21 protein-coding genes are annotated in these 26,872 nt (G+C 62.0%); 11 read left to right on the forward strand and 10 right to left on the reverse strand.

Translation table 11 applies throughout. The features are described 5' to 3' along the window. Nucleotides 1–118 precede the first annotated feature (118 nt). Together ACZ3GY_RS14170 and ACZ3GY_RS14175 are read left to right on the forward strand one after the other, a co-directional pair. Complete coding sequence (locus tag ACZ3GY_RS14170) at nt 119–721, forward strand: cysteine dioxygenase family protein (RefSeq protein WP_225839240.1); 603 nt, start codon at nt 119–121, stop codon at nt 719–721. 3 nt (nt 722–724) lie between these two features. Next, the gene (locus tag ACZ3GY_RS14175) at nt 725–2,308 is read left to right on the forward strand and encodes a rhodanese-related sulfurtransferase (protein ID WP_465910616.1); all 1,584 of its coding nucleotides are present in this window, start codon (nt 725–727) and stop codon (nt 2,306–2,308) included. Between the two features lie 171 nt (nt 2,309–2,479). Here the strand turns inward: ACZ3GY_RS14175 and ACZ3GY_RS14180 are convergent, their stop codons facing one another. The 3 genes from ACZ3GY_RS14180 to ACZ3GY_RS14190 form a co-directional block, all read right to left on the reverse strand. Continuing rightward, a complete protein-coding gene (locus ACZ3GY_RS14180) occupies nt 2,480–4,894 on the reverse strand; it encodes a TonB-dependent siderophore receptor (protein WP_465910617.1) in 2,415 nt (804 codons plus the stop codon). A gap of 103 nt (nt 4,895–4,997) precedes the next feature. Then, nucleotides 4,998–5,978 carry a FecR family protein gene (locus ACZ3GY_RS14185; protein WP_463565742.1) on the reverse strand — a complete coding sequence of 327 codons (981 nt, stop codon included), beginning with the start codon at nt 5,976–5,978 and terminating at the stop codon, nt 4,998–5,000. After that, on the reverse strand, nt 5,975–6,562 hold the full coding sequence (locus tag ACZ3GY_RS14190) for an RNA polymerase sigma factor (protein ID WP_465910619.1): 588 nt from the start codon (nt 6,560–6,562) through the stop codon (nt 5,975–5,977). The genes ACZ3GY_RS14185 and ACZ3GY_RS14190 overlap by 4 nt, the downstream gene beginning before the upstream one ends. Nucleotides 6,563–6,718: 156 nt before the next feature. On the opposite strand from ACZ3GY_RS14190, the gene ACZ3GY_RS14195 reads away from it, so the two are divergent. Both ACZ3GY_RS14195 and ACZ3GY_RS14200 read left to right on the forward strand, forming a co-directional pair. Beyond that, nucleotides 6,719–7,393 (forward strand): DUF1028 domain-containing protein, encoded by a 675-nt coding sequence (locus ACZ3GY_RS14195; protein WP_225839232.1) that lies wholly within the window; start codon nt 6,719–6,721, stop codon nt 7,391–7,393. Nucleotides 7,394–7,484: 91 nt separating this feature from the next. Then, nucleotides 7,485–8,033: a cysteine hydrolase family protein gene (locus tag ACZ3GY_RS14200; protein ID WP_465910621.1), complete on the forward strand. Its 549-nt coding sequence runs from the start codon at nt 7,485–7,487 to the stop codon at nt 8,031–8,033. A 362-nt stretch (nt 8,034–8,395) separates the two neighbouring features. On the opposite strand, the gene metE is transcribed toward ACZ3GY_RS14200, so the two are convergent. Continuing rightward, nucleotides 8,396–10,693 (reverse strand): 5-methyltetrahydropteroyltriglutamate--homocysteine S-methyltransferase, encoded by a 2,298-nt coding sequence (gene metE / locus ACZ3GY_RS14205; RefSeq protein WP_465910623.1) that lies wholly within the window; start codon nt 10,691–10,693, stop codon nt 8,396–8,398. A gap of 188 nt (nt 10,694–10,881) precedes the next feature. Between metE and ACZ3GY_RS14210 the strand changes: the two genes are divergently transcribed. Genes ACZ3GY_RS14210 through ACZ3GY_RS14225 form a run of 4 tightly spaced genes read left to right on the forward strand, consistent with a single transcriptional unit; the run spans nt 10,882 to nt 14,641 of the window. Continuing rightward, nucleotides 10,882–11,697 carry an AraC family transcriptional regulator gene (locus ACZ3GY_RS14210; RefSeq protein ID WP_465910624.1) on the forward strand — a complete coding sequence of 272 codons (816 nt, stop codon included), beginning with the start codon at nt 10,882–10,884 and terminating at the stop codon, nt 11,695–11,697. Nucleotides 11,698–11,742: 45 nt separating this feature from the next. Beyond that, nucleotides 11,743–13,149 (forward strand): NAD(P)/FAD-dependent oxidoreductase, encoded by a 1,407-nt coding sequence (locus ACZ3GY_RS14215; protein WP_465910626.1) that lies wholly within the window; start codon nt 11,743–11,745, stop codon nt 13,147–13,149. 31 nt (nt 13,150–13,180) lie between these two features. After that, nucleotides 13,181–13,522, forward strand: a complete 342-nt coding sequence (locus tag ACZ3GY_RS14220) for a cupin domain-containing protein (protein WP_465910628.1) — start codon at nt 13,181–13,183, stop codon at nt 13,520–13,522. A gap of 42 nt (nt 13,523–13,564) precedes the next feature. Beyond that, the gene (locus tag ACZ3GY_RS14225; RefSeq protein ID WP_465910629.1) at nt 13,565–14,641 is read left to right on the forward strand and encodes a polyamine ABC transporter substrate-binding protein; all 1,077 of its coding nucleotides are present in this window, start codon (nt 13,565–13,567) and stop codon (nt 14,639–14,641) included. A gap of 55 nt (nt 14,642–14,696) precedes the next feature. Here the strand turns inward: ACZ3GY_RS14225 and ACZ3GY_RS14230 are convergent, their stop codons facing one another. From ACZ3GY_RS14230 to ACZ3GY_RS14250, 5 genes are all read right to left on the reverse strand, one after another. Beyond that, on the reverse strand, nt 14,697–15,080 hold the full coding sequence (locus ACZ3GY_RS14230; RefSeq protein ID WP_465910630.1) for a cupin domain-containing protein: 384 nt from the start codon (nt 15,078–15,080) through the stop codon (nt 14,697–14,699). Nucleotides 15,081–15,128: 48 nt separating this feature from the next. Further along, the gene (locus tag ACZ3GY_RS14235; protein WP_465910631.1) at nt 15,129–15,953 is read right to left on the reverse strand and encodes an AraC family transcriptional regulator; all 825 of its coding nucleotides are present in this window, start codon (nt 15,951–15,953) and stop codon (nt 15,129–15,131) included. A gap of 153 nt (nt 15,954–16,106) precedes the next feature. Then, entirely contained in the window at nt 16,107–19,271 is a 3,165-nt protein-coding gene (locus ACZ3GY_RS14240) for a CusA/CzcA family heavy metal efflux RND transporter (RefSeq protein ID WP_465910632.1), read from the reverse strand. Between the two features lie 21 nt (nt 19,272–19,292). Next, the gene (locus tag ACZ3GY_RS14245) at nt 19,293–20,801 is read right to left on the reverse strand and encodes an efflux RND transporter periplasmic adaptor subunit (RefSeq protein ID WP_465910634.1); all 1,509 of its coding nucleotides are present in this window, start codon (nt 20,799–20,801) and stop codon (nt 19,293–19,295) included. A gap of 95 nt (nt 20,802–20,896) precedes the next feature. Further along, the gene (locus ACZ3GY_RS14250) at nt 20,897–22,105 is read right to left on the reverse strand and encodes a TolC family protein (RefSeq protein ID WP_465910635.1); all 1,209 of its coding nucleotides are present in this window, start codon (nt 22,103–22,105) and stop codon (nt 20,897–20,899) included. A 471-nt stretch (nt 22,106–22,576) separates the two neighbouring features. On the opposite strand from ACZ3GY_RS14250, the gene ACZ3GY_RS14255 reads away from it, so the two are divergent. From ACZ3GY_RS14255 to ACZ3GY_RS14265, 3 genes are all read left to right on the forward strand, one after another. Continuing rightward, on the forward strand, nt 22,577–23,251 hold the full coding sequence (locus tag ACZ3GY_RS14255) for a heavy metal response regulator transcription factor (RefSeq protein WP_463565754.1): 675 nt from the start codon (nt 22,577–22,579) through the stop codon (nt 23,249–23,251). Further along, entirely contained in the window at nt 23,248–24,630 is a 1,383-nt protein-coding gene (locus ACZ3GY_RS14260) for a heavy metal sensor histidine kinase (RefSeq protein ID WP_465910636.1), read from the forward strand. Before ACZ3GY_RS14255 ends, ACZ3GY_RS14260 begins: the two co-directional genes overlap by 4 nt. A 122-nt stretch (nt 24,631–24,752) precedes the next feature. Beyond that, on the forward strand, nt 24,753–25,082 hold the full coding sequence (locus tag ACZ3GY_RS14265) for a DUF2790 domain-containing protein (protein WP_465910637.1): 330 nt from the start codon (nt 24,753–24,755) through the stop codon (nt 25,080–25,082). 315 nt (nt 25,083–25,397) lie between these two features. On the opposite strand, the gene ACZ3GY_RS14270 is transcribed toward ACZ3GY_RS14265, so the two are convergent. Then, a complete protein-coding gene (locus tag ACZ3GY_RS14270) occupies nt 25,398–26,684 on the reverse strand; it encodes an OprD family porin (RefSeq protein ID WP_465911050.1) in 1,287 nt (428 codons plus the stop codon). Nucleotides 26,685–26,872 lie beyond the last annotated feature (188 nt).

Genomic DNA, 26,872 nt, shown 5'->3' on the forward strand with positions numbered 1-26,872 from the left:
AGCCGAGCGACGCGCCAAAAAATTACACAATTCGCATATTAGCTTATGCATAAATTGAATTTTTATAATCAATGGCGGATTGCTACCTTAGGCTCCAAACCGCTACGGATTACCCGCCATGAGCCACCCCACAACTCCGGAACGCCTGAACGCCTTCGTTGCCGGCCTCTCGGATCTGCTGAACCGCGAGCCCGATGAGGGCACCCTGATCGAACGCGGTGGTGAGCTGCTGCAGCAACTGGTCAGCCATGACGACTGGCTACCGCGCGAACTCGCGCAGCCCAGTACCGAGCGCTACCAGCAATACCTGCTGCACCTTGACCCAGCGCGGCGCTTCTCGGTGGTCAGCTTCGTCTGGGGCCCAGGGCAAAGCACACCGGTGCACGACCACCGCGTCTGGGGGCTGATCGGCATGCTGCGTGGCGCCGAGGATTCCCAGGGATTCAGCCGCCAGGCCGACGGCAGCCTACACGCCGATGGCGACGTCGTGCGCCTCAAGCCCGGCCAGGTAGAAGCGGTATCGCCGCGCATCGGCGACATCCATCAAGTCAGCAATGCCTTCGATGATCGCGTGTCGATCAGCATCCACGTCTATGGCGCCGACATCGGTGCGGTGCATCGCGCCGTGTACCGCGAAGACGGCAGCGAAAAACTGTTCATCTCCGGCTACTCCACGCCTCCCTCCATTGCCCAACGGCAGCCTGCCCAACACGAGTCCTGAACCATGAGCCAAGTCGACACCCGCTCTTTCGCCGATATCCGCACCGCCCTGCTGCAACAGCAGGAAGTCGCCCTTATCGATGTGCGCGAAGAAGCGCCCTTTGCCGAAGAACATCCACTGTTCGCTGCCAATATTCCGCTGTCCAAGCTCGAGCTGGAAATCTACGCGCGGGTGCCGCGCCGCGACACCGCGATCACCGTTTATGACGATGGCGAAGGTCTGGCCCAGGTCGCCGCTGAACGCCTGCTGCAACTTGGTTACAGCGACGTGGCCCTGCTGCAAGGCCAACTGGCCGGCTGGCGCAACGCCGGTGGCGAGCTGTTTCGCGACGTCAACGTACCGAGCAAGTCTTTTGGCGAACTGGTGGAAAGCCAACGCCACACGCCATCGCTGGCCGCCGAAGAGGTACAGGCGCTGCTCGATGCCAAGGCCGACGTGGTGGTGCTCGACGCCCGCCGCTTCGACGAATACCAGACCATGAGCATCCCCAGCGGAATCAGCGTACCGGGTGCCGAGCTGGTGCTGCGCGCCCGCGAGCTGGCGCCTGATCCGGCCACGCAGATCATCGTCAACTGCGCGGGGCGCACCCGCAGCATCATCGGTACTCAATCGCTGGTGAATGCCGGCGTACCAAACCCGGTCGCCGCGCTGCGCAACGGCACCATCGGCTGGACTCTGGCTGGTCAGCAGCTGGAACACGGTCAGAGCCGCCGCTTCGGCGAGGTGAGCGCGAACAACCATGAGCAGGCTGCACGCTCGGCACGCGCCGTGGCCGACAAGGCCGGCGTCGGCCGTGCCACGCTCGAACACCTGAGCCATTGGCAGGCACAACCAGCGCGCACCACTTACCTGTTCGACGTGCGCACACCGGAAGAATACGAATCTGGCCACCTGCCCGGCTCACGCTCCACGCCCGGTGGCCAACTGGTACAGGAAACCGATCACTTCGCCAGCGTACGCGGTGCGCGCATCGTGCTCGCCGATGACGACGGCGTGCGCGCCAACATGAGCGCCTCCTGGTTGGCCCAACTGGGCTGGGAGGTGCACGTGCTGGACAACCTGCCACAGAACGCTTTCAGCGAAACCGGCGCCTGGCCGACTCCCCTGCCCGCTCTGCCGCAGGCCGAGGAAATCAGCCCGCACACTCTGCAAACCTGGCTGGCCGCAGGCGACACCGTAGTGATCGACTTCACCACCAGCGCCAACCATGTCAAACGTCACATCCCCGGCGCCCACTGGGCGATCCGCGCACAACTGCCGCAGGCCCTGGAAAACCTGCCAGTGGCCGAACGCTATGTACTCACCTGCGGCAGCAGCCTGCTGGCCCGCTTCGTGGTCAGTGAACTGCAGGCTCTGACCGGCAAACCGGTGTTCCTGCTCGCGGGTGGCAACGCTGCCTGGTTCGCCGCCGGCCTACCCGACGAATCCGGCGAACAGCACCTGGCCGTGCCACGCAGCGACCGCTACCGCCGCCCCTACGAAGGCACGGACAACCCCCGCGAAGCGATGCAGGGTTACCTGGACTGGGAGTTCGGCCTGGTCGAGCAACTGGGCCGGGATGGCACCCATGGGTTCAGGGTGATCTGATTGGTTCGGTGGATCACGCTCCATCGATCCACCGAAGCATTTCTGCGATGACTACCCTTCACTCACGCCGCGCACTCGAACCACCGCCTGATAGGGCTTCATACCACCCTCATATGAGGGTGGATAAGCATTGTCGTCCGCGCGCGCTCAGCCCATGCGGTCTGAATGCAATCAGAACTCCAGGGTGCTGGACAGTTGCACCTGGCGCGGATCACCCACCGAGACGTTGAGGGTGTTCACCGACGAGCTGTAATAGGTCTTGTCGAACAGGTTCTTGACGTTGAGCTGCAGCTTGAGCTTGTTGTCGCCAAGGCGGGTGTCGTAGCTGGCGAAGGCATCGGCCACCGTATAGGACGGCAGGGTGAAGGTGTTGCCGGCATCGCCTTCCCGCTCGCCGACATAACGCGCACCGGCGCCAGCGCGCAGGCGGTCGCCGCCAAACAGCGCGCCAAAGTCGTAGACAGCGGAAAGCGAGCCGGTCTGCCGAGCGACGTTCTGTAGCCCGTTACCCTTGAGATCGGGGTCTTTGGTCACCTCGGCATCGGTCAGCGCGAACGTGCCGATCAGGCTGAGGCTGTCGGTCAGTTGCCCGGTAACGTCCAGCTCCACACCTCGGGAGCGCACTTCGCCAGCGCCAGTAGCGATGGTTTCAGTGCCAATGGTCTGGGTAACCAGCACGTTTTCCTTGACGATATCGAACAACGCCAGGGTACCGGTGATGCGCCCCGGCATATCAAGCTTGGCGCCGAGCTCCCAGGATTTACCCTCCTCCGGCGGCACGCCATTGATCGTTACGCCGTTGCTCAACGGTGCAATCGTCGAGTTGGGCTTGAAGGACTCGGTATAACCGCCGTACAGCGACAGCTCGTCGTTGAGTTTGTATACAAGGCCCACGCGCGGCACCCAGACCTGGCCGTCGATATCGGTGTTCTTGTTGAACGGCCGTCCACGCCCGGCAAGTTGGTCATACAGCTGATAGCGGGCGCCAGCGACGAAGATCCACTGCTCGTTGAGATGAATGGAATCCTGGATGAAGGCCGACTGGGTGACCACACGATCGGTCTGGTCGCTATCGGAGGCCGCCACCGTGGTTGGTACCGGTACCACGCCGTAGACAGGGTTGAACGGGTCGAAGCGAATGCCGGTGTTCTGGCGCAGCAGATCGGCGCGATAGAACTTGCGGTACTCGTGATCCACGCCCATCAGCAGATCGTGCTGCATACCGCCGAGCACCACCTTGCCATCCAGATCGAAGGTGGCGAAATGAGAGGTACTGACCGCGCCCTGGGTGCCGTCCAGGCGCCTGGTGTAAGTGCCGTCGCTCTCTGCGCGGAAGATTCGCGCCTGGTAATCGTCATAACGATCGCGGTTGTAGCTGTAGGCGAAGTGGGCCTTCCAGTCTTCGTTGAACTGATGGGACAGGTCGAAGATGGTCAGGTGCGAGCGGCCGTCGGTGATGTTGTAAGCCTCGTCCAGACGGCGCTCGGCAGGAATGTTCAGGGGCTTGCCGTCACGGAACACCGTGCCGCGATCGAAAGGCACCGAATACTCGCGGTACTCATGGCTAAGGGTCACCGTGGTGTCCTCGCCGTACCATGCAAGCGAGGGCGCAAAGGTCTTGTCGCGGTTATTGCCGAAGCTGCGCCAGTAGTCGGCGTCGTCGTAATCGGCGACCAACCGATAGGCCAGGCCTGTTTCGCCCAGCGGGCCGGTGACATCGAGGGTGCCGCCACTGCCGTTCTTGCCGTGGCCGAAGGTCGAGGCACGGCCGGTGATGGCGCGGTAGCTTTCCAGCTGCGGCTTCTTGCTGACCACGTTGATCACACCGCCCGGATCGAGAATGCCGTAGAGCATCGACGATGGCCCTTTGAGCACTTCGACCCGCTCGGCGGTGGCGGTGAAATTGCGGCCCTGGATGGTGCGCATGCCGTCACGCAGGATGGAGCCGTCACGGTTGTCACCAAAGCCGCGCTTCATCACCGCATCGAGCGTGCTACCCAGGGTATTGGACTGGGTGATGCCACTGACGTTGGCCAGGGCATCATCGAGATTCTGGGGCTGCTGATCCTGCAGCACCTGCGCCGGCACCACGGCAACGGCCTGGGGAATCTCCAGCAGCGGCGTGTCGCTGCGCATCAGCGAGGTGGTTTCAGGTGGCTGATAGCTGTAGGCCGTGCTGCGTTGCGACTGAATGTTCACGGCATCCAGATTGACCGCGCCCTCGCTGCGCAGCGCCTGCAGCGCCACGGTATTGGTGCCGGCCTGGCGGTAGGTGAAGCCGGAGCCAGCCAGCAAACGGGCTAACGCCTGCTCGACGCTCATGCGCCCCTGCAGCGCCGGAGCCTGCACGGCGTAAGGCGCTTCGTCGGTGTATACCAGGTTGAGGCCGGTGGTTCGGCTGAACGCGTCGAGCGCTTGCGGCAGCGGCTGCGCAGGTATGGCGAACGCGTAGGTCGCCGCCTGATCGGCAACGGCCTGGGCCAGCGCGGGTTGTGCCAGTGGCAGCATACCTGCGCTCAGCAGCAGCGCCGCCAGGCCCACATGTTTCAAGGTGGCATCCTGCCGACGCATGGTGCGGTGATTCATGGCTTTGTTCATCCCGGGTGCTGGTTCTCGTTGCGAAAAAGTCGCATTCAAAGCAGTACACGGATGCCGACGGGGTTTACCTCATCCTCCAGCGAAAATATTTTCAGCGCAGGATGATCAGCCGCCCCAGCACCTTGTGTTGCTCGAAGCCGACCACCGCCTGCAGGGCATCGAGAATGGCCTGGGGATTCTGGCTGGCGAAGCTGCCACTGACCCGCTGCTCACGCAGCTCATCGCTGAGCAGCACTATGCGGCCTGGGTAATAGCGGCGTAGCTCGGCCACCACCTCGCCCAAGGGTGCGCGATAGAAACTCAGGCGACCATCACGCCAAGACGTTAGCGCGTCGACATCGACACCCTGCAGCGTGCCGCTGACCCCATCGGCAAAACTCAGTTGCTGGCCGGCAGTGAGTACCCTCGCCGTGTCCGCGGGGCCACCGCGGACGGCCACTCGGCCCTGCATCACCGAAACCCGCGCGCCGTCATCGAGCCGGCGTACTTCGAAACGTGTGCCGAGCACCCGCGCTTCGCCACCGGCAGCCGCCACGGTGAAGGGAATATCTCCTGGCACCACGCTGAAATACGCCGCGCCGCGCCGCAGCTCGATGTGCCGCTCGCCTGCGCCATATTCGACGGCGATGGCGCTGTCGGCATCCAGCACCACGGTGGAGCCATCGCTCAACGTCACGCTGCGCAGCTGCCCGGGCGCCGAGACAATATCCGCGCCCAGGTCATCGACCCAACGCAGTGGCTGCCACCCGCCTCCCCAGACCACCAGCAGCAGGCAGGCGGCCAGCGCCAATGCCGAAGCCCAATACGGGCGCCTGCTCGTCGGCGGGCGCAGGTACTGCTGCAGGGCGGCAGCCTCTTCCTCGGCGAGGTGCTGGGCAGCAGGGCGGCTCAGGTGCCAGAGCGACTGCATGCGCACGAAGGTATCGACATGCTCGGGCGCGGCGGCCAGCCACTGTTCGAAGGCCATCTGCACCTTGTCGCCCGGCTGGCCCTGCAAACGGCCGAGCCACAGCCAGGCGTCCTGCTCGATGCGCGACAGTGACTCCTCCTGTAGATATGACTCGTGACTCATGGCGCGGCGCTTCCGTGTGAGTGGCTGGCCGGCGTGTCGATGACGCTGGCCTTGCAGGCTTCCAGGGCGCGCATCATATGTTTTTCCACGGCGCTCTGGGAAAGCGCCATGCTGCGGGCGATCTGCCCGTAGGTCTGACCGTGAATGCGATTGAGCAGGAAGATATGCCGGGTTCGCTCCGGCAGCCGCCGCAGCGCGGCCTCCACGCGGCGCAGATCGCTGCCAGCCTCCAGAGCCGCGTCCGGGGAAACGCTGCTGTCGCCACGCTGTTCGGGCAGCAGCCCGGCTTCGTTGCGAGTGCGCGCGCCCTCGCTGCGCAAATGGTCGATGGCCAGGTTGTGGGCGCTGCGGATCAGGTAGCTGCCCATGTCCTCGAGCGGCGCACTGGGCCGTCGCCAGAAGCGCAGGAACAGCTCCTGCACCAGATCCGCCGCGGTCGCCCGACAACCGACACGCCGCCGCAACACCGCCTCCATCTGTTCACGACGGGCGAGAAAGGTGCGCAGGAAAGCATCGCGCTGCACCGGCTCCGTCGCGGACGGGTCGGGCTGGCGAGGCTCGGGCGAAGACGGCTGGTCGACCATGACGTGGGGTTGCTCGTGACGATGCGCCAGAGGCGTGGCAGCAATCCGGCGAATGATAATGCTTATCAACAAATACCGATAGCGTCGTGACGACCGACAAGCGGAACGATCGCGGCCGACCCGCGGCCTAAGGCACATGCGCATAAAGGAGCCGCCATGACTTTTTCCATCGTTGCCCGCTGCCCCAGAACCGGCCAGTTCGGCGTTGCCGCCGCTACCGCCATGCCCGCCGTTGGCAAACTGCTCAGCCATGCCGCCGCGGGAGCGGGCGCAGTGGCGACCCAGGCCCAGGTCAACCCGTACCTGGGCCTCGACGGGCTGGCATTGCTACGTCAGGGCCATTCGGCCCCTGCGGCACTCAAACGGCTGATGGATACCGACCCGTGCATGGAGCTGCGCCAGTTGGCCCTGATCGACCGTAACGGTGACAGCGTGTGCTGGACAGGTGATGAGTGCATTCCCTGGGCGGGCTCGCTGTCCGGTGAGCAGTTTTCCGTACAGGGCAACCGCCTGGCAGGCCCGCAGGTGCTGGACGCAGTGGCCGATGCATTCCGGCTTGGTGAAGATCGCCCGCTGGTCGAGCGTCTGATCGATGCCTTGGAGGCCGGTGATGAGCGCGGCGGCGACCGCGAGGGTGAATCTTCGGCAGTGATCTATATCGTCGACCGCGAGGAATATCCGCTGTGGGACATTCGCGTCGATCATCACCGCGATCCAGTTGCCGAGCTGTGGCGCCTGCACGGCGTATTCGCGCGCGAAGTGCTGCCGGAAATACTCGCCATGCCGACCCGCGAGAACCCGGCCGGCAAGGCGGCCGAAGATTCGGTCTGAAAGATCGCCGCCAACCGGAAAAACCGCCCGCCTCCCCTATCGATGGAGCACAGGCTAAGGTGTAGGCCACCCCCTTCCCACGGAGAACATCATGAGCAAGCGCGCCCTGATTCTGATCGACATCCAGAACGACTACTTCGCTGACGGCAAATGGCCGCTGCATGGTATCGACGCGGCCACCGAAAATGCCGTTCGTGTACTGGCCGCAGCCCGCGCGGCGGGTGATACGGTCATACACGTGCGTCACGAATTCGAAGGCGACGGTGCGCCCTTCTTCGCCGCAGGATCCACGGGTGCGCATATCCATCAAAGCGTGCAGCCGCAGGCGGGTGAGAGTGTGGTGCTCAAGCACAAGGTCAACGCGTTTCGCGACACCGATCTGAAGGCGCAGCTCGACAAGGCCGGCGTCGAACAGATCACCCTGGTCGGCGCCATGAGCCATATGTGCATCGATGCCGCCGCCCGCGCCAGCGCGGACTTCGGCTACACCACCACGGTGATTCATGACGCCTGCGCGACACGCGATCAGGAATTCGAAGGCAATCAGGTTCCGGCAACGCAGGTACAGGCAGCCTATATGGCCGCACTGGCGTTCGCCTACGCGACCGTTATCTCGACCGAGCAATACCTGGCGAGCTGAGCGGCAAACCGTAGCCTGTGGTTGAGCGTAGCGATACCCAGGGAGATCGCTCCCGGGTATCGCTACCCTCAACGCCGGGCTACGGACAGAAAAACCGTAGGAGCTGGCTTGCCAGCGAATCGATCTGCGCTCCGACACCAGCGGCGAATCTTCTGCCGCTTTCGCCGGCAAGCCGGCTCCTACAACCGTTGCACCTGCCAAATCCTTCTGCTGCACAGAGCCCTAAAACCGTAGGAGCTGGCTTGCCAGCGAATCGATCTACGCCCCAACACCTGCGTCGAATCTGCCACCGAAATCGCCGGCAAGGACTAGGCGTCCCCCCGGCTCCTACAACTGCTGCACCAGATGCCGCGGGTGGTGCCTCAGGCCAGCTCTTTGCGCAGCTGACGGGCGGCAGCGACCATGTTGACCAGCGCGGCTTCGGTCTCGGGCCAGCCGCGGGTTTTCAGGCCACAATCGGGGTTCACCCACAGGCGTTCGGCAGGGATGCGGCGCACGGCCTTGCGCATCAGCTTGACCATTTCGGCCGTGTCCGGCACTCGCGGCGAATGGATGTCGTAGACGCCCGGGCCGATCTCGTTGGGGTACTCGAAGGCCTCGAAGGCGTGCAGCAGCTCCATGTCCGAACGCGAGGTCTCGATGGTGATCACGTCCGCATCCATGGCGGCGATGGACTCGATCACGTCGTTGAATTCGCTGTAGCACATGTGGGTGTGGATCTGCGTTTCGTCACGCACGCCACTGGCGCACAGCCGGAAGGACTCCGTTGCCCAATCCAGATAGTGTTGCCAGTCGGCCTTGCGCAGCGGCAGCCCCTCACGGAATGCCGCTTCGTCGATCTGCACGATGCGGATGCCGGCACGCTCGAGGTCGACGACTTCGTCGCGAATCGCCAGGGCCAACTGCCGGGCCTGCACTTCGCGGCTTACGTCTTCGCGTGGGAACGACCACATCAGCATGGTCACCGGGCCCGTGAGCATGCCCTTCATCACCTTGCCCGTGAGGCTCTGCGCATAACGGATCCACTCCACGGTCATGGCCTGGGGTCGGCTCAGGTCGCCAACGATCACCGCCGGTTTCACGCAACGCGAACCGTAGCTCTGCACCCAGCCGAAACGGGTAAACAGGTAGCCGTCCAACTGCTCGGCGAAGTACTCGACCATGTCGTTGCGCTCGGCCTCGCCGTGCACCAGCACGTCGAGCCCCAGGCGCTCCTGAATCTCCACCGCATGGCGAATCTCACTGTGCATGGCGTCGGTGTAATCACCCAGCGACAGCTTGCCCTGCTTGAACGCCTGGCGCGCCAGGCGAATCGCCGCGGTCTGCGGGAACGAGCCGATGGTGGTGGTCGGGAAAGGCGGCAGATCGAGGCCGGCTCGTTGCTTGGCGATGCGCTCGGCGAACGGCGCCCCACGCTGGCTATCGCGGGTGGTCACAGCGGCCAGGCGCGCCTGCACCTGCGGCTTGTGGATACGTGGTGACGCCGCTCGACTGGCCTGCACGGCGCGGCTCTCGGCCAACGCTGCACGCACGTCGGGAGCGTCCGGCTGATTGACGGCGCGAGCCAGCAGCGCCACCTCGGCGCATTTCTGCGTGGCGAAGGCCAGCCAGCCTTTCAGTTCGGCATCCAGTTGATCTTCACGCTGCAAATCGACAGGGCTGTGCAACAACGAGCAGGACGGCGCGATCCACAGGCGTTCGCCAAGCCGGCTGTGCGCATGGCCGATCACCGCCAGGGCGCTTTCCAGATCGCAGCGCCACACGTTGCGGCCATTGACCACGCCGAGGGACAGCACCTTATAGGCCGGCAGGCGGTCGAGGATGGTCGGGTACTGCTGTGGCGCGCGCACCAGGTCGATGTGTAGGCCGTCCACCGGCAGGTTGGCCGCCAGACCAAGGTTCTCTTCGAGGCCGCCGAAGTAGGTGGCGACCAGCTTCTTCAGCGGTTCGCGCTGCAGACTGTTGTAGGCGCGTTCGAACGCGTTCTTCCAGTCCTGAGGCAGGTCGAGCACCAGAATCGGCTCGTCGATCTGCACCCATTCCACGCCCTGCTCGGCCAGGCGCTGGAAGATCTGCCCGTAGAGCGGCAGCAGGCGCTCGAGCAACTCCAGCTTGTCGAAACCCTGGGCCTCGCCCTTGAGCTTGCCCAACCACAGGTAGGTCAGCGGGCCGATCACCACCGGCTTGACGTTGTGGCCCAGGGCACGGGCCTCATCCACTTCCTCAAACAGTTGCTCCCAGCTGAGGGCGAACTGCTGGTCTGCAGTGAACTCGGGCACCAGGTAGTGGTAGTTGGTATCGAACCACTTGGTCATCTCTTGGGCATGGGCGCCGCCGCAACAACTGTCGCCACTCACCCCGCGGGCCATGGCGAACAGGGTATCCAGGGTCGGCTTGCCGCTGCCAGGGCGGAAACGCTCGGGGATCACCCCGAAGGTCAGGGAATGGGCCAGCACCTGGTCGTACCAGGCGAAATCGCCGACCGGCAGCAGCTCGATACCGGCCTCCTTCTGCACCTGCCAGTGCCGGGCACGCAACTCACGGCCCACGGCACGCAGGCCGGCTTCGTCCAGCTCACCTTTCCAGAAGGCCTCCTGGGCTTTCTTCAGTTCGCGGTCACGTCCGATTCGGGGGAATCCGAGGCTGTGTGCCAGGGCCATGGCGATATCTCCAATGCATAAATGATGACGTGCATTGTCGAGGCGCCTTTCGAGTGAAACAAACTCAATCGACTAACGTTAAAAACAAATTTTACTCACGTTGGTAACGCGCGGCTCATCCCGGCCATCCACTTGAGGCCTCAGCCGGAGTCGGGCAAGCTGGCCTCTGCGCCTTGGACGAAACCGGCATGCCAGATATCCCCGACGACCCCGCCCAGACCGAACGCACCCGCGAAACCGTGCTGCGCTATCACTACAGCTGGAAGTACCGCGATCTGGATGCGGTGATGGCGCTCTATCACCCCGAGGTCGAGTACCACGACTTCTTCCTCAACCGCAGCATGGGCCTGGCCGAGCTGCGCGACTACGTGCTCAGCACAATGCCGCGCCACCCGGACGAAGCGCTGGAACACACCGACCGCATCCGCATCGACGGCCATACTGCATTCATCCAGTACCGCACCACGCTGCATGGCGGCGAGGGCCTGGTGTCGTTCCGCACCGCTGAAGCCATCACCGTGCGCGACGGGCTGATCTGGCGGGTCAACGAATACGCCTCGCTGGTGCATGAAGGTCAGGACACGCGACCACCGATCCAGACCAGCGCGGCAATCAGCAAGCTGGGCCTGTCGACACGGCAGCTGGGCTTCATGGCGCAGGACCTGCAGGACTATTTCCAGCGCCGCCAACCCTTTCTCGACCCGGCCCTGAGCCTGCAACAGGTGGCCACTGCCACCGGCTACAGCCGCAACCAGATTTCCTACCTGCTCAACCAGGTGCTCGGCCAGAGCTTCTACCGCTACGTCAACCAGGCGCGCCTGCAGCACCTGCTGCAACGCCTGCAGGCAGGCAATGACCTGCGGCGCATGGACGAGCTGGCCTTCGAAGCCGGCTTCAATTCCCTGACGGCCTTCTACAGCACCTTTCGCCGCCACACCGGCCTGTCACCCAAGGCCTACCTGAAAGACATCTACGCGCGGGTACGCGCGCAAGACAACGCCTGATCGGGCTTCTAGTCTTGCTGCATACATTCTGCGTGGAAGCGGTGCATGAACGACTGGCGCAACATCAGCCTGTGGATGGATCAACTGGATGAGCCGCTGACACCGCGCCCATCGCTGCAAGGCGATATCCAGGCCGATGTCGCCATCATCGGCGCGGGCTACACCGGCCTGTGGACGGCCTACTACCTCAAGCGCCAGGCTCCCGAGCTGCGCATCGTCATCGTCGAGGCGAAGATCGCCGGCTTCGGTGCATCCGGGCGCAATGGCGGCTGGCTGATGGGCAACCTGCTCGGCGAGGATCGCCTGCTTTCCGGCCTGACCCCGCAGGCCCGGCGTGAATCCTATGACCTGCTGCACGGCATTCCCGATGAAGTCGGCCAGGTGCTACAACGCGAAGGGATCGACTGTGATTACCGCAAAGGCGGCGTGCTGTATTGCGCGGCCCGCTATCCCGAGCAGGAACTGCGCTTGCGCGAATACCTGCGCGGCTATCGTGAAGAAGGCCTGGGCGACGACGACTACCGTTGGCTACCCGCCGAAGAACTCGCCCAGCAACTGCGCATCCCCGGCGCCTATGGCGCACTCTACACGCCACACTGCGCGACCATTCAGCCGGCCCGGCTGGTGCGCGGCCTGGCCCGCTGCGTGGAAGCGCTGGGCGTGAGCATTTACGAAGGCACGCCGGCCCTGAGCTGGCAGGCCGGCAGCGTGCGCTGCGAAGCGGGCGAAGTGCGCGCAGACTGGATCGTGCCTGCAGTGGAAGGCTACGCCGCCAACCTGCCGCCGCTCGGCCGCCATCAGATTCCGGTGCAGAGCCTGATCGTCGCCAGCGAACCACTGCCCGCCTCGACCTGGGCGGAGATCGGCCTGGAACGCGGCCAGGCCTTCTGCGAAACCAGCCGCCAGGTCACCTACGGCCAGCGCAGCATGGATGACCGGCTGATCTTCGGCGCGCGCGGCGGCTATCGCTTCGGTAGCCGCCTGCGCAGCGACTTCAACCTCAACGACGAAGAACGTGGCCTGCGCCGCTACCTGTTCAGCGAATTGTTTCCGCAACTGCGCAATGTGCGCATCACCCACGCCTGGGGCGGCAACCTGGGGATGGCGCGGCACTTCCATCCGCACATGCTCTGCGACCGCGGCAACGGTATCGCCCTTTCCGGTGGTTACGGTGGCGAGGGCGTAGGCGCCAGCAACCTCGGCGGGCGCACCCTGGCCGACCTGATCCTCGGCAACGACAGCCTGCTCACCCGCCAGCCCTGGGTACGTCACGACACCCGTGTGCAGGACTTGCCGCGCTGGGAGCCGGAGCCCTGCCGCTGGCTCGGCTACAACGCCATCATCCGCAGCTTCGTGCGCGAAGACAAACTGCTGGCCGACCCATCCAGCCGCCCGTGGCAGCGCTACATGGCACAGCGCGTCGCCAGCATGATGGAAGGTTTCATGAAGTGAATACCCTCACCCGACACTCAGGTTGCAAGCCATGACCATCACGCATTTCCGTAATACCGACAGCGTCGCACTCGACGAACACAACCCGGTCGCGGTACCGCTCAGCGAGCCCGCCGCCGTCACTTCGGTGACCTGCGTGGAGCGCGACGACGGCGTGGAAACCGGCATCTGGGAATGCACGCCCGGGCGCTGGCGCCGACAAATCGTGCAACAAGAGTTCTGCCACTTCATCGCCGGGCGTTGTACGTTCATTCCGGACGTGGGCGAGCCGATCGAGATCAAGGCCGGCGACGCGCTCATGCTGCCGGCCAACACCACTGGCGTGTGGGACATACAAGAAACGCTGCGCAAAACCTATGTACTGATTTTCTGACTGCTGCCTCCAAAACATCGACAACAACAGTTGAGGTCTCCCATGCTGAAATCGCTCATCCCGCTCATGCTCGTCGCCTCGGTCAGCCAGGCAGCGCAGGACGTACGCATCTACAACTGGACGGACTACATCGCTCCCGACACCCTGAAGAGCTTCCAACAGGCCAGCGGCGTAACACCCCACTACGACGTCTACGACAGCAACGAAACCCTCGACGCCAAGCTGATGGCCGGCCGCTCCGGCTATGACGTGGTCTTCCCCTCCAACCACTTCATGGCCCGGCAGATTCAAGGCGGCGCGCTCAAGCAACTGGACAAGAGCCAGCTGCCCAACTGGCAGAACCTCAACCCGACGCTGCTCAAGGCGCTGGAAGGTAACGATCCGGGCAACCACCATGGTTTCCCCTACCTGTGGGGCAGTACCGGCATCGGCTACAACGTCGAGAAGGTCAAGGCCGTACTCGGCGATGACGTACCGCTGGACTCCTGGGATCTGATCTTCAAGCCCGAGCTGATGGCCAAACTGAGCAAGTGCGGCGTGGCGATTCTCGACAACGGCCCGGAAATGCTGCCCATCGCCCTGCACTACCTGGGCCTGCCGCACCACAGCCAGAAGGCCGAGGATTACAAGAAGGCCGAAGCGCTGCTGATGGAGATGCGCAAGAACGTCGCCTACTTCCACTCATCCAAATACGTGGGTGAACTGGCCAATGGCGACGTGTGCATGGCGGTGGGTTTCTCAGGCGACATCATGCAGGCCAGCGCCCGCGCCAAAGAGGCCGGCAACGGTGTCGACATCGCCTACGTGATTCCCAAGGAAGGCGCGCCAATGTGGTTCGACATGGTCGCCATTCCCAAGGATGCGCCCAACGAAAAGGCCGCCTACGCCTTCATGAACTATCTACTGGAGCCCAAAGTGATCGCTGGAATCAGTGACTACGTGCACTACGCCAACGGCAACAGCAAGGCGGACGCGCTGGTCGACCCGGCACTCAAGGCCGACACCACCGTCTACCCGCCCGATGACGTCATGGAAAAGCTCTATGCGCTGGAAGCCATGCCACTGAACGTCGACCGCATCCGCACGCGGATCTGGACGAAAGTGAAGAGCGGTACCTGAAGTATCTGACGTAATGGCGATGGGCTGGCGTTCGCAACGAGCGCCAGCCCAGCCGTCAGATCCACAGATCGTTTATCGCCGTACGCTCACCGCCCTCCTCTCCGGTATTCAGCACACCACGCGGCTCGATGAGCATCAGCTTCACTTCCTGCTCGGCGTAAGGCTTGTGCTCCACACCCTTGGGCACCACGTACAGCTCGCCGCTGCCAAGCGTTACCTGGCCATCACGGAAATCGAGTCGCAGTTGCCCATCGAGGACGAAAAACGCTTCGTCCGTCTCGGCATGCGAATGCCAGATGAAATCGCCCTGCAGGCGCACGACCTTGAACTGGTAGTCGTTCATTTCCGCGACCACTCTGGGTGACCACTGATCGTGGATCAGGGCCAACTTCTGCTCGAGGTTGACGGTTTTTTTCGATGACGGATTCTGGCTGGGCATAGGCGGCTCCTCGGTTGGTTTTCACCACTCTAGCGAGGCGCCGGAGCGCTATCTTGTACGATCCTGCAACCTGACCATGCTCAACCAGCGGGCCGGGGACAGACCGAAGCTTCTGACGAAATGACGGGTCATGTGGCTCTGGTCGAAAAAGCCGGCGATCAGTGCCGCGTCGGCCAGACCGATGCCCGCCAATGTCAGCTCACGGCAGCGATCCAGCCGACGCATCGTCACGTAGCGGTAGGGGCTGGTGCCGAACAGCGCGCGAAAATCCCGGGAAAGACTCCAGCGCTCACGCCCGCTGACATGCTCCAGCTCGTCCAGGGTGATGCTCGCCCCATTACGGCTATGGATGTACTCCCTGGCCCGCTGTGCAGCGCGATAATCGAAGGCGTGCCGCCCGCGACTCTTCCCCGCGACCGTATCCAGTGCGCGAGCGAGGTCATGGATGGCATCGTCTTCCTCCAGCGGCTCGAGAGGATGATCCATCGCCTGCATGAACGTCTCGGTGGCCCAGCGCAGACGCGCGTCATCGCTGAGCCCACCAGCGATGAAGGGCAGCGGTTTGCCGCCCAGCACCTGCTGGATCAGCACGGGATCGATATAGAGCATGCGATAGCGAAAACCGTCCTCGGTTCCCGCCATGCCGTCGTGCAGCTCGTCCGGATGCAACACCAGCGTGCCGCCAGGAAGGCTGTGACGCATGGCCCGCCGATAACGAAAGCTCTGCACGCCGGACAGCGTGCGGCCAATGGCGTAAGAGTCGTGACGATGCGGGTCGTATCCATGGCCGCTGAAATAGGCCTCGATGCGCTCCACCCGACCCGGCACGTGGCTGCGCAGCACCCAGTCGCGGCCGTTCGTATCTGTGCCCATGCCTCGACTCCCCTGCCGCTGCGCTATCTGACGCCGCCACAGTAAATCGACTTGGGCAGGAAGTCTCTTGTCGTGTGCTTCCGGCTGAAAACGAACGGCGGCGCCAGACGGGCTTTCTCCGTAGATCCCGCCCTCTGGCGCGGCCATCACCGGCTAGCGGGAGCTCTCCGCTGTGGCCTGCTCGTCCTCGTCTCGGCGGTGCAACCACTGATAGAGCGCTGGCAGCACCAGCAGGGTCAGTGCGGTGGAGGAAAGAATTCCGCCGATCACCACGGTCGCCAATGGCCGCTGAACCTCGGCACCCGTGCCTGTGGCCAATGCCATGGGCACGAACCCCAGCGAGGCGACCAGGGCGGTCATCAACACAGGCCGCAAGCGTGTCAGGGCTCCCTCGGTGATCGCAGCAGATAACGGGCGCCCTTCTTCGCGCAAGCTACGGATGAAGGCAATCATCACCAGGCCGTTGAGAACGGCCACTCCGGACAATGCGATGAACCCCACGCCTGCAGAGATCGACAGGGGAATATCACGTAACCACAGCGCCATCACACCGCCAGTCAGTGCGAAGGGAATACCGGTGAAAACCACCAGGCCATCCTTGAGGTTGTTGAACATCATGAACAGCAAGGTCAGAACCAACAGCAAAGCCACCGGCACCACGATTTGCAGCCGCTTGGCCGCTGACTGCAGCTGCTCGAACTGGCCGCCCCAGGTCGTCCAGTAGCCAGTGGGTATCTGCACGCCTTGCTCGATACGTTGCCCGGCTTCCTCCACGAACGAGCCCAGGTCACGACCGCGAACGTTGGCACTGACCACCACCAGGCGCTTGCCGTTTTCACGACTGACCTGGTTGGGGCCCAGCACCAGGTCGAGGCTGGCGACATCCGCCAGGGTAATGAACTCGATCTGATCCGCCACACTGCCAGGGCGCGGCGGAATGGGGATGAGCAGGCGCGACAAGCCGTCCACGTCGGTGCGCAATTGATCGGACAGACGCACGACGATGGCGAAGCGGCGGTCGCCCTCGAACACGGTACCGGCCTGCTGGCCGCCCACCGCGAAGGCGATGGTGTCCTGCACGTCGCCGATGTTCAGGCCATAGCGCGCGACCTTTTCGCGGTCGACGTTGATGGTCAGCATCGGCAAGCCGGAGGTCTGCTCGACCTTGACCTCGGAAGCACCGCTGATCGATTCCAGCACCTCGGAGATTTCGCCAGCGGTCTTGTTGAGTACGTCCATGTCGTCCCCGAATACCTTGACCGCCACATCGCTCCTCACCCCGGAAATGAGCTCGTTGAAGCGCAGTTGAATGGGCTGCGACAGCTCGTAATTGCTCCCGGCCACCGAGGCACTGACACGCTGCAGATCGGCAATCAGGGCTTCCCGTGACTTGTCTGGATCCGGCCACTGTTCTTTGGGCTTGAGCATCACGTAAGCGTCGGAAATATTCGGCGGCATCGGGTCGGCGGCGATCTCCGCGGTGCCGGTTCGGGCGAACACGCGCTCGATCTCCGGCATGTTTTCCATCAGCGCGGTTTCCAGACGGCGCTGCATTTCCACCGATTGCGTCAGGCTGGTTCCGGGTACCCGCAACGCCTGCAGGGCGAAGTCGCCCTCGCTCAGGCTGGGCACGAACTCACTGCCCATGCGCGTGGCGACCAGGCCGGAGAGTGCGACCACCAGCAGAGCGGCGGCGAACACCGGGGTACGATGGCTCATCACCCACGCCAGCACTGGCTGGTAAGCGCGGCGCGCCGAGCGCATGACCATGCCCTCCTCTTCCTTCACCTTGCCGGTGATGAACAGCGCAATGGCGGCGGGCACGAAGGTCACGGAAAGGATCATCGCCCCCAGCAGCGCGATCACCACCGTGAATGCCATGGGGTGGAACATCTTGCCCTCGACCCCGGTGAGGGCAAAGATCGGCAGGTAAACGACCATGATGATCAACTGACCGAAGATCAACGGACGCCTGGCCTCCCTGGACGCCGCGAACACCTCGCGGAAGCGCTCCGCGCGGGTCAGCATGCGGCCGTGGTGCTGCTGAGCATGGGCCAGCCGGCGGATCGAGTTTTCCACGATCACCACCGCACCATCGACGATGATGCCGAAGTCCAGCGCCCCCAGGCTCATGAGGTTGGCGCTGACGTTGTTGGCGAACATCCCGGTGAAGGTGAACAGCATCGACAGCGGAATCACCATGGCGGTGATGATTGCCGCACGGATATTGCCCAGGAACAGGAACAGCACCGCGATGACCAGAATCGCCCCCTCGATGAGGTTCTTCTTGACGGTGGCGATGGCCTTGTCGACCAGGTTGGTTCGGTCATACACGGCGACCGCCACCACCCCTTTCGGTAGCGAGCGGTTGATCTCCACCAGCTTGGCCGATACGGCCTGAGACACGCTGCGACTGTTCTCGCCGATCAGCATGAACACGGTGCCGAGGACCACTTCACGGCCGTTCTCGGTCGCCGCGCCGGTGCGCAATTCGCGGCCAATCTGCACGTCCGCCACGTCACTGACGCGAATCGGCGCGCCACCGGCGTTCGAAACGATGATGTTGGCGATGTCTTTCTCGTCCGATACCTGCCCCGGTGCGCGAACCACCAGCTGTTCGCCGTTACGTTCGATGAACCCCGCGCCCACGTTGGCATTGTTGCGTTCGAGCGCAGTGATCAGGTCGCTCAGGGTCAGCCGGTAGGCGGCCAGCCGGCGGGGATCCGGGGCGACCTGAAACTCCTTGGCGAAACCGCCGATGGTGTTGATCTCCGCAACGCCGGGCACGTTGCGCAATTGCGGCTTGATGATCCAATCCTGGATGACCCGCAGATCGGTGGCGGTATAGGCCGTGCCGTCCTCCTTGGTGGCACCGGGCTGGGCTTCGACAGTCCAGAGGAAGATCTCCCCCAGCCCCGTGGAAATCGGCCCCATCGCCGTTTCCGCATTCACGGGAAGCTGCGCGCGGGCCATCTGCAGGCGTTCGTTGACCAACTGCCTGGCGAAGTACAGGTCGGTACCGTCTTCGAAAATGACCGTGACCTGAGAAAACCCCGAGCGCGACAAGGAACGTGTCTGTATCAGTTGCGGCAGACCAGCCATCGCGGTTTCGATGGGGAAGGTCACGCGCTGCTCGGTTTCCTGCGGCGAAAAACCTGCAGCAGCGGTATTGATCTGCACCTGGACGTTGGTGATATCGGGGACGGCATCGATCGGCAGCTTCTGATAGCTGGCGATCCCCACACCGGCCATCCCGAGTACGAAAAGCAGCACCACAAAGCGCTGCTCGATGGCGAATTGGATAATACGCTCGAACATTAGATTTCTCGCTGGTGGCCGTCAGTGGGCGTGGTCTGCAGAGCCTTTACCAAGCTCGGACTTGAGGATGAAGCTGCCCTGCGAAGCAACCGCGACGCCGGCACTCAAGCCCTGTGTGACCTCGACGAAACCATCGCTGGTCACCCCCAGCGTTACCGGCTGGGCAACGAATCCTTTCGCGACCCTGACGAATACCTGGGTCTGCTCATCGATACGCTGCACGGCTGCGGCCGGAATAGTGACGGCAACTTCACGGGATGCGGTCGCCACCTCGATGGCGACGGGTAAGCCAGGCCGCCAGGCACCATCGGGGTTGGTCAGCACCGCGCGGGCGGTCGCGGTGCGCGTCTGCTGGCCCAGCAGGCTGCCGATGTAGGAAATACTGCCCTCCACTTGGGTCTGCAGTTCAGGTGACAACACCTGAACCGTCTTGCCGACCTGAATGGCTGCCAGATCCTTTGGCGCGACGTTGAACGTGGCCCACACATGATTCAGATCGGTGAGCGTGAAGGCGTTGCTCGATGCATCGACCACCTCGCCCAGCACGAAATGCTTCTCCACGACGGTGCCGTCGAACGGTGCACGCAGCTCGTAGCGATTGCCCTGGGATAACGCTCCTTGCCCACCCAGCGCGTTGATCTTCTGCCTGGCATTACCGAGGGCGATATCCGCCTCCTGCGAGAGCTGGCGTGCCTGCAGATAGTCCTGCTCGGCGGAGATGCCGTCCTGCCATAGCTGCTTCTCGCGGTCGAGGGTGGTTCTGGCCAACTCGCTACGGCGCTGTGCTGCCGCCAGCTCGCTGCGCTGATCGGAAATCTGCTGGCTGGCGATGACCGCCAGCGTCTGGCCCTTGCGCACCATGTCGCCGAGATTGACGGGCACGCTTTCAACCACGCCGGCAATGCGGGGTACCACATGGGCGGTACGATCCTCGTCGAAGCGGATTTCTCCAGGCAGTCGGGCCGTGGAATCGATGATCCGAGGTTGCGATTTCTCGCTCTGGATGCCTGCAATCTTTATCTGCTGCTCGGTCAGTTCGAGCAGCCCTTCGGTCTTCGCGTAGGCGAACTCAAGGGTTTGTTCTGCGCTTCGCACGGTGATTTTCGCGTCGAAGAAATGCGGCTCAGCGATGCCCATCGGACTGACAAATGCAGCCTTCTGCGGCGTGAATGCGAGCGTAACCTGCTCACCCGAGGCACGTGTCGCGTCGAGGGTGACAGAGGTATTCGCTGACGGCGTAATGGGCTTGCCATCTTTCAACAGGTAAATGGAGATCGGCTTCGAACCGTCCTCACTTTCGGGGGCTACCAGCTCCAGGCTGACGGCACCCTGGGTATGGATTTCACCGCCGTTGGGCCCAGCCTGCTGCTCGTCATGCCCACTCTCGCTGTCGGCATGCCCCTCTTCGGCGTGGCTGGCGGCGTCCTCGCTCGCGTGATCGGCCGAGCGTTCATTCAGGTACCAGGCGCCACCACCGGCCACACCAATCCCAAGGGCGAGGCTGATCGCCAAGGCCAATTTCTTACTCATGAATACTCCCGAATGGATAAGCCGGGCGCCTACCGAAGCAGTAGGCGCCCCATGGCGATTCTGAAAATGAAAATCTGCGTGATGAGTGCCGAGGCTCACTCGACAGCGGTGACGTCACCGAGGATGCGTTCGAGCTGCACCCAGGATTCGGTGGCCGCAGACAACGCCTGGATGTATTGCGCACGCGACTGGATCAACGTGCGCTGCGCGTCGAGCACATCGAGGAAGCCGAACTTGCCCATCTCGAAACCACGCGCGGTGCTTTCAACGGCGTTCTGGGCCGAGGGCAGGATCATCGATTCGAAGGAGCGGATTTCCTCCTTGGCCATCAGCCACTGATCAGCCGAGGTGGCGATTTCGTTGCGCAGCCGCAGCTCGGTGGCATTGCGCTGGTCACGGCTCTGATCAGCTCGGCGCGCCGCCGCCAGGATATTTCCCTGGTTACGATTGAAGAGCGGCAAGGGCATGGACAGCCCGACCAGGTTCACGCGTTCACGGTCGGCAGCGCTGTACTGGCTGCCGATGCTGACGTCCAGATCAGGGATGCGCTGCGTTCTTTCCAGCGCGAAAGAAGCCTCCTGCTGTTCGATGGCCAGCCTCGCAGAACGCAACTCGGCACTGCCGCCAAGTGCCGACAGCAAACGGGAAACGGACGGCAGCTCCGGAATACGGGTCGCATCACCTTGCAGCCGAAGCGTGTCGGCAACCTGTTCCTCGCCCAGAACGAGGCGCAGACGAGCCTTCGCGATGCCCTGATCACGGGTGGCTCGACTGGCTTCCAGTTGCAGCTCGGCAAGTTGCACCTGGGCGCGCGTCAGCTCTATCGGTGAAACCTTGCCGGCCTTGACTCTGCCCTGTGCAATGCCGAGCGCGCGTTGCGCAACTTCACGGGACTCGTTTGCCAGCTCGACCCGCATGCCGGCCTGCAGGGCTGCGTAAAAAGCCTGGATGACGTCCGCCCTCAGCGCGTTGCGGCTCTGCTCTACCGTGAGGGCAGCGACATCCATGCCACGCTCGGCGAGATCGACACGCGCCCCGCGCTTGCCGCCCAGTTCGATGGGCTGAGTCAGTTGCACGGTGGTGGTTCGCGTATCGCTGCGGGTGTCTTCAACCTCCCACGACAACTGCGGGTTGGGCAGCAACCCGGCCTGTTTACGTTCGGCCTTGCTGATGTCCAGCTCCCAGCCGGCAGCGGCCAACGTGGGGTTGTTCTGTTGGGAAAGCCGCAGCGCCTCAGGCAGCGTCAGAGCCGCGGCACTGGCATTGGCCTCCCCCGCCCACAGAAAAACTGTCGCGGCGAGCACCAGCGTTATGCCCCGTGAACATCCCAAAAAACCTGGATTGGCAGACAATTGTTAAGCCCTCAATCAATACAGTGTCGACACCACAAGTGCGGCAGCCGAACGACCGATGACTATTCGAAGTAGTGATTGGGGCTAAATCTAATTAGGCGCGCTTATCGCCAAGGTGACCGCAAGATTACAAATATGTAATCCACTCTTTCGGCAAAAACTTTTGCATTAAGATCGCCTCGCCAAATAACCCTGCCGGCAAGCACTCATGTCGCTTGGTGACTCGCAAGCCCAGCGTCCGTACGAACGGAACAGAGCCGTCACAGGGCTGCGTCAGGTTGCCACAGCCCCCGTAAATAGCGGCCAAGAGCCTTTACCCTTGAGTGACTACAGGGTTTAGAATTTCTTGATTCACCCTAGCGTTTCGTCCCCAAGAATAACGATCAGAACAATCACCGAATCAATCCCTTCAGGACACTAACAATGCGAATCCTAATTATCGAGGATGAGCCTAAAACTGCCGAATACCTCCATCAAGGCCTTAGCGAAAGCGGTTATGTGGTAGATAGAGCAGCAACAGGTATCGACGGTTTACATCTGGTCAAACAACATATTTATGATTTGGTAATACTCGATGTGAACCTGCCGGAAATGGATGGCTGGGGGGTTCTCGAGAACATCAGGCGCAGCACCAGCACCCGCGTCATCATGCTGACGGCGCGCGGCAGGCTGGCCGACAAGATCAGAGGGCTGGATCTTGGCGCAGACGACTATCTGGTAAAGCCGTTCGAGTTCCCCGAGCTGCTGGCCAGGGTCAGGTCACTGCTGCGACGAACCGAGCAAACCCATGTACCAGACGTCTTAAAGGTGGCCGATCTCGAGCTCGATCCAGGCCGCCATCGGGCCTTTCGTGGCGCTCAGCGAATCGACCTGACGACCAAGGAGTTCGCGCTGCTTCACCTGCTGATGCGCCGTTCGGGTGAAGTGCTTTCCCGTACGCAAATCATCTCACTGGTGTGGGACATGAACTTCGATTGCGACACCAACGTCGTCGAGGTCTCCATTCGACGCCTGCGCGCCAAGATAGACGACCCCTTCGAGCACAAGCTGATCCACACCCTCAGAGGTGTTGGCTACGTGCTCGAGGAGCGCTCATGAAGCCCGCCAGTCTGTCCATGCGCCTCGGCCTCTCGGTGGTGTTCATGGGCGCAGCATTGGTGGTTCTGCTGACCATACTGGCCTACTTCGCACTGACCCACGAGCTATCATCGCTGGCGACCGAAAGCCTGCGCGGCAAGCTGAGTCAGATAGAGCACAGGTTGGCCGAAGACAAGCTGACCACGCGTAACCTGAGAGACAAACCGCACGAACTGCTCGACCTGGTGCTCGGCCACGACAACCTGCGCTTGACCCTCTATGAATCAGGCGCCGAGGTGCGCGAGCTGCTCAGCATCAACGATCTGCCCGCGGCCTTACCTGCCAATGACACGGCGCTGGGTAAAATCACCTATGGCAAAAGCACTGATAGCCGCGACCACAACATCCTCATTGCCACGACGGCGATGCGCCTGGTCGATGGCAACAAGATCATCGTGCGCCTTGCGATGGATCGCACCAACGACGAAGACCTGCTCAGCGCGTACTTCAAATACACCCTGAGTGCATTGCCGTTCGTGCTCCTGCTCATCGGAGGTGGAGCCTGGTGGGTGGTGCAGCGCGGGCTCAAACCGCTGAAGCGCTTCGGCAAGATAGCCGCACTGGTCTCCACCCAGGATCTGACCCACCGCATACCGGTGGAGCGCCTTCCCAAAGAGCTGGGTGAGCTGGCCGAAGGCATCAACTTCATGCTTCATCGTCTCGATGGCGGCGTTCAACAGCTCTCGCAGTTCTCCGACGACCTCGCGCACGAGTTGCGCTCTCCGCTCTCCAATCTGATGGGCAAAGCGCAGGTTTCGCTGTCCAGGCAACGCACTCCGGAAGAGTACAAGGCGGTTCTTGAAAGCAGCATCGAAGAGCTCGAAAGAGTCGCCCGCATCGTCTCCGACATGCTGTTCATCGCCCACGTCAGCCACCCGGCCGCGCTGGTAAAATTCGAAGCGATCAGCCTGAGCGATGAAGTGAGCCGGGTTGTCGATCTGTTCCATATGGCAGCGGAAGAAAGGCACATAACCCTCGCCATCGAAGGTACCGGCACGGTCCGTGGTGACCGGCTGATGATCCAGCGAGCCATTTCCAACCTGCTCTCCAACGCGATCAGGCATACACCGACAGGCAACACCATCGACCTGAACATCGAAGAACGCGAAGGCTCGACGACACTGTCCATCCGCAACCCCGGCAGCGGCATACCGCAGCAGCACCTACCGCATATCTTCGAGCGTTTCTATCGCGTCGACGCCAGCCGCTGCCGTGCAGATGGCGGTACGGGGCTGGGACTGTCCATCGTGCGTTCGATCATGAGCCTGCATCACGGCAGTGTCAGTGTTGACTCCACCGTTGGTGAGACGACTGTCTTCCAGTTGACGTTTCCACGTTAGAACTTCCTGATTATTGAATACGTTCCGCCAGGCGCCTTCCTGTCAACAATGTAATATTCACGCCACGCTGGCGATAGCATCGGCAACAGATAATGACTGCACATTTAAAGAGGAGTGCAGTTATGAAAGTGAGTAAGTATCTGGTTGCCTTTGTCCTGCTGAGCGGTGCGTCTTTTGCTCAGGCCAAAGTATCCGTCGAGAAACTCCACGAGAAGTACCAGAACGAAAGCAGCGCGATCATGCAGGAATATGCGGCGAGCACCGGCAAGCCCGCCCCGCTGATTCGTGACTATGCCTATGGCATGAAAATCGACGTGGCCAAGCTGGTGCACACCACGAAAGACATCAGCACCTGCGGTAACTTCAAGAAGATCATGAGTTATGAAGACTCGCAAGGATCGTTGCATTCCGTGCGCTATACGATGCCAGGACAATGCGTCAACCAGCGATGATACAGAAGTGCTGTATATGAAAGCCGCCTCTTCAGGCGGCTTTTTAATGGCTGCGACTCAGTAGTCCCTGCACATGGGAAATGGCAACACCGAAGTTATCGAGCGAACATAAAAAAGGCGCCCACCAGGGGCGCCAGGATTCACCTCTTCCAAAGGAGCATGAATGCTTCAAAGGTGAATAGGGTGAGCGCTCGAAGAACTCCGAACGCTGCAAGGGACATGCAATGACTATATCCGGCGAAGATAACAAGAGCGTTGTTGGAACATTACAATCCTGCAATCAATCACTAGTTACCTTTACATACACAGCACCTACTAGAGAACGCTGAGTGGGTATTCGACTATCAAGCGAACTTCGTCCAGATCCGACTCGAACTGAGTCGCCCGTGTGTTGGCCTGACGAATGCGAAAGCTCATATCCTTGAGCGATCCAGTCTGCACGATGTATTTGGCTTCGAAGTCCCTCTCCCAGCGCTTTTGGTCGGTCAACGGATTGCCGTCTGCATCCCGGCGCATGTAGACGCTGTTGGCATTGGAATAGTCGGCGTCCGTTCCTTTGCCATACCGCGCCATGAAGGACAGCCCTGGCACGCCGTAGGGCGCCATGCTGAGGTCGTAACGGAGCATCCAGGACTTTTCCTTGGGCGAGTTGAAGTCGCTGTACTGGATCGAGTTGTCGAGGTAGATGGAGTCGGCCTGGCGCAGGTAATCGAAGTCGTCGTCACCATTGTTGCGCTGGTGCGTCAGCGCCAGTGTGTGAGCACCGAACTGCACGCCAAGCTTGCCGCTCCAGATGCTGTTGTTGAATTCACCCAGTTGCTGGGAGCCTTCGTCCACCGCCTTGTAGTAATTGAAGCCACCGATCAATGCCACGTCATCGCTGATCGGGTAGCGCAGGGATGTACCCACGTAGTACTGATCCCATGCATCTTTCAGTCGGCTGCTGTAAGCGCTGAAGCTGACGTTTTCATTGAGGCTGTAATCACCACCGAAGTAACCGACCCACGGCGAGTCGACACCGCCGGCGTAAAAGGTCGCGAAATTGTCGCGCATGTTGCTCGACACCGGCTGGCTCATCGAGTGCAGGCGACCACCCTGCAGGGTCAGCCCATCCAGGCTGTTGTTGACGACGGTAACGCCGCGGAAGGACTCGGGTAACAATCGCGAGTCACCGTAATGAACGACCGGCGTGGCAGGAAATACATCCCCGACCTTTATCGTGGTATCGAATGCCCGCGCTTTCAGTGCGCCACCGACTTTGCTGTAGTCGTCGCGCGCCTCGCCATCGCGATCCACCGGCAGCACGTCGAACGAACTGCGCCCGCCATTGCGGCCACCGCCGGTGTCGAGCTTGATACCGAGCATGGCAAAGGCATCGACGCCAAAACCAACGGTGCCCTGGGTGAACCCAGACTCGAATTTGCCAATGATGCCGTGTGCCCAGGCCTCGGAATAACCGGCACCACCCGGCGCGGTTTCGCCGTTGCGATGATCACGGTTGAAATAGAAATTACGGTTGAGGATGCTCAAACTACTGCCTTCGATGAACCCCTCCTTCTGCTCATCGGCAATTGCATAATTGCTTCCAATGATCGCTGACATGACGGCAAGCGACAGTGCGGCTTTTTTCTTCATGGTTGCTCCAGACGTTAAGGCAGTTTTCTTATAGATAGGTGGCGCTTTTGTAATTCGTGAAACGTTGGCCAAACGCTATCTTCCGCCCGGGAGCTAACGCCAAGGTGATGGGGAAATTACAATTCTGAAAGGAATGAGTAGCCACGCGAACCATG

The organism is Pseudomonas sp. PME37.24/006, from assembly GCF_055556635.1.

Excerpts from the sequence above, each read along its gene's own strand:
- ACZ3GY_RS14240 (WP_465910632.1), bottom strand. The coding sequence starts at position 19,271 with ATGTTCGAGCGTATTATCCAATTCGCCATCGAGCAGCGCTTTGTGGTG.
- ACZ3GY_RS14215 (WP_465910626.1), top strand. The coding sequence starts at position 11,743 with ATGAACGACTGGCGCAACATCAGCCTGTGGATGGATCAACTGGATGAG.
- ACZ3GY_RS14175 (WP_465910616.1), top strand. The coding sequence starts at position 725 with ATGAGCCAAGTCGACACCCGCTCTTTCGCCGATATCCGCACCGCCCTG.
- ACZ3GY_RS14180 (WP_465910617.1), bottom strand. The coding sequence starts at position 4,894 with ATGAATCACCGCACCATGCGTCGGCAGGATGCCACCTTGAAACATGTG.
- ACZ3GY_RS14255 (WP_463565754.1), top strand. The coding sequence starts at position 22,577 with ATGCGAATCCTAATTATCGAGGATGAGCCTAAAACTGCCGAATACCTC.
- ACZ3GY_RS14170 (WP_225839240.1), top strand. The coding sequence starts at position 119 with ATGAGCCACCCCACAACTCCGGAACGCCTGAACGCCTTCGTTGCCGGC.
- ACZ3GY_RS14185 (WP_463565742.1), bottom strand. The coding sequence starts at position 5,978 with ATGAGTCACGAGTCATATCTACAGGAGGAGTCACTGTCGCGCATCGAG.
- ACZ3GY_RS14265 (WP_465910637.1), top strand. The coding sequence starts at position 24,753 with ATGAAAGTGAGTAAGTATCTGGTTGCCTTTGTCCTGCTGAGCGGTGCG.
- ACZ3GY_RS14190 (WP_465910619.1), bottom strand. The coding sequence starts at position 6,562 with ATGGTCGACCAGCCGTCTTCGCCCGAGCCTCGCCAGCCCGACCCGTCC.
- ACZ3GY_RS14245 (WP_465910634.1), bottom strand. The coding sequence starts at position 20,801 with ATGAGTAAGAAATTGGCCTTGGCGATCAGCCTCGCCCTTGGGATTGGT.
- ACZ3GY_RS14230 (WP_465910630.1), bottom strand. The coding sequence starts at position 15,080 with ATGCCCAGCCAGAATCCGTCATCGAAAAAAACCGTCAACCTCGAGCAG.
- ACZ3GY_RS14225 (WP_465910629.1), top strand. The coding sequence starts at position 13,565 with ATGCTGAAATCGCTCATCCCGCTCATGCTCGTCGCCTCGGTCAGCCAG.
- ACZ3GY_RS14220 (WP_465910628.1), top strand. The coding sequence starts at position 13,181 with ATGACCATCACGCATTTCCGTAATACCGACAGCGTCGCACTCGACGAA.
- ACZ3GY_RS14210 (WP_465910624.1), top strand. The coding sequence starts at position 10,882 with ATGCCAGATATCCCCGACGACCCCGCCCAGACCGAACGCACCCGCGAA.
- metE (WP_465910623.1), bottom strand. The coding sequence starts at position 10,693 with ATGGCCCTGGCACACAGCCTCGGATTCCCCCGAATCGGACGTGACCGC.
- ACZ3GY_RS14260 (WP_465910636.1), top strand. The coding sequence starts at position 23,248 with ATGAAGCCCGCCAGTCTGTCCATGCGCCTCGGCCTCTCGGTGGTGTTC.
- ACZ3GY_RS14235 (WP_465910631.1), bottom strand. The coding sequence starts at position 15,953 with ATGGGCACAGATACGAACGGCCGCGACTGGGTGCTGCGCAGCCACGTG.
- ACZ3GY_RS14200 (WP_465910621.1), top strand. The coding sequence starts at position 7,485 with ATGAGCAAGCGCGCCCTGATTCTGATCGACATCCAGAACGACTACTTC.
- ACZ3GY_RS14195 (WP_225839232.1), top strand. The coding sequence starts at position 6,719 with ATGACTTTTTCCATCGTTGCCCGCTGCCCCAGAACCGGCCAGTTCGGC.
- ACZ3GY_RS14270 (WP_465911050.1), bottom strand. The coding sequence starts at position 26,684 with ATGTCAGCGATCATTGGAAGCAATTATGCAATTGCCGATGAGCAGAAG.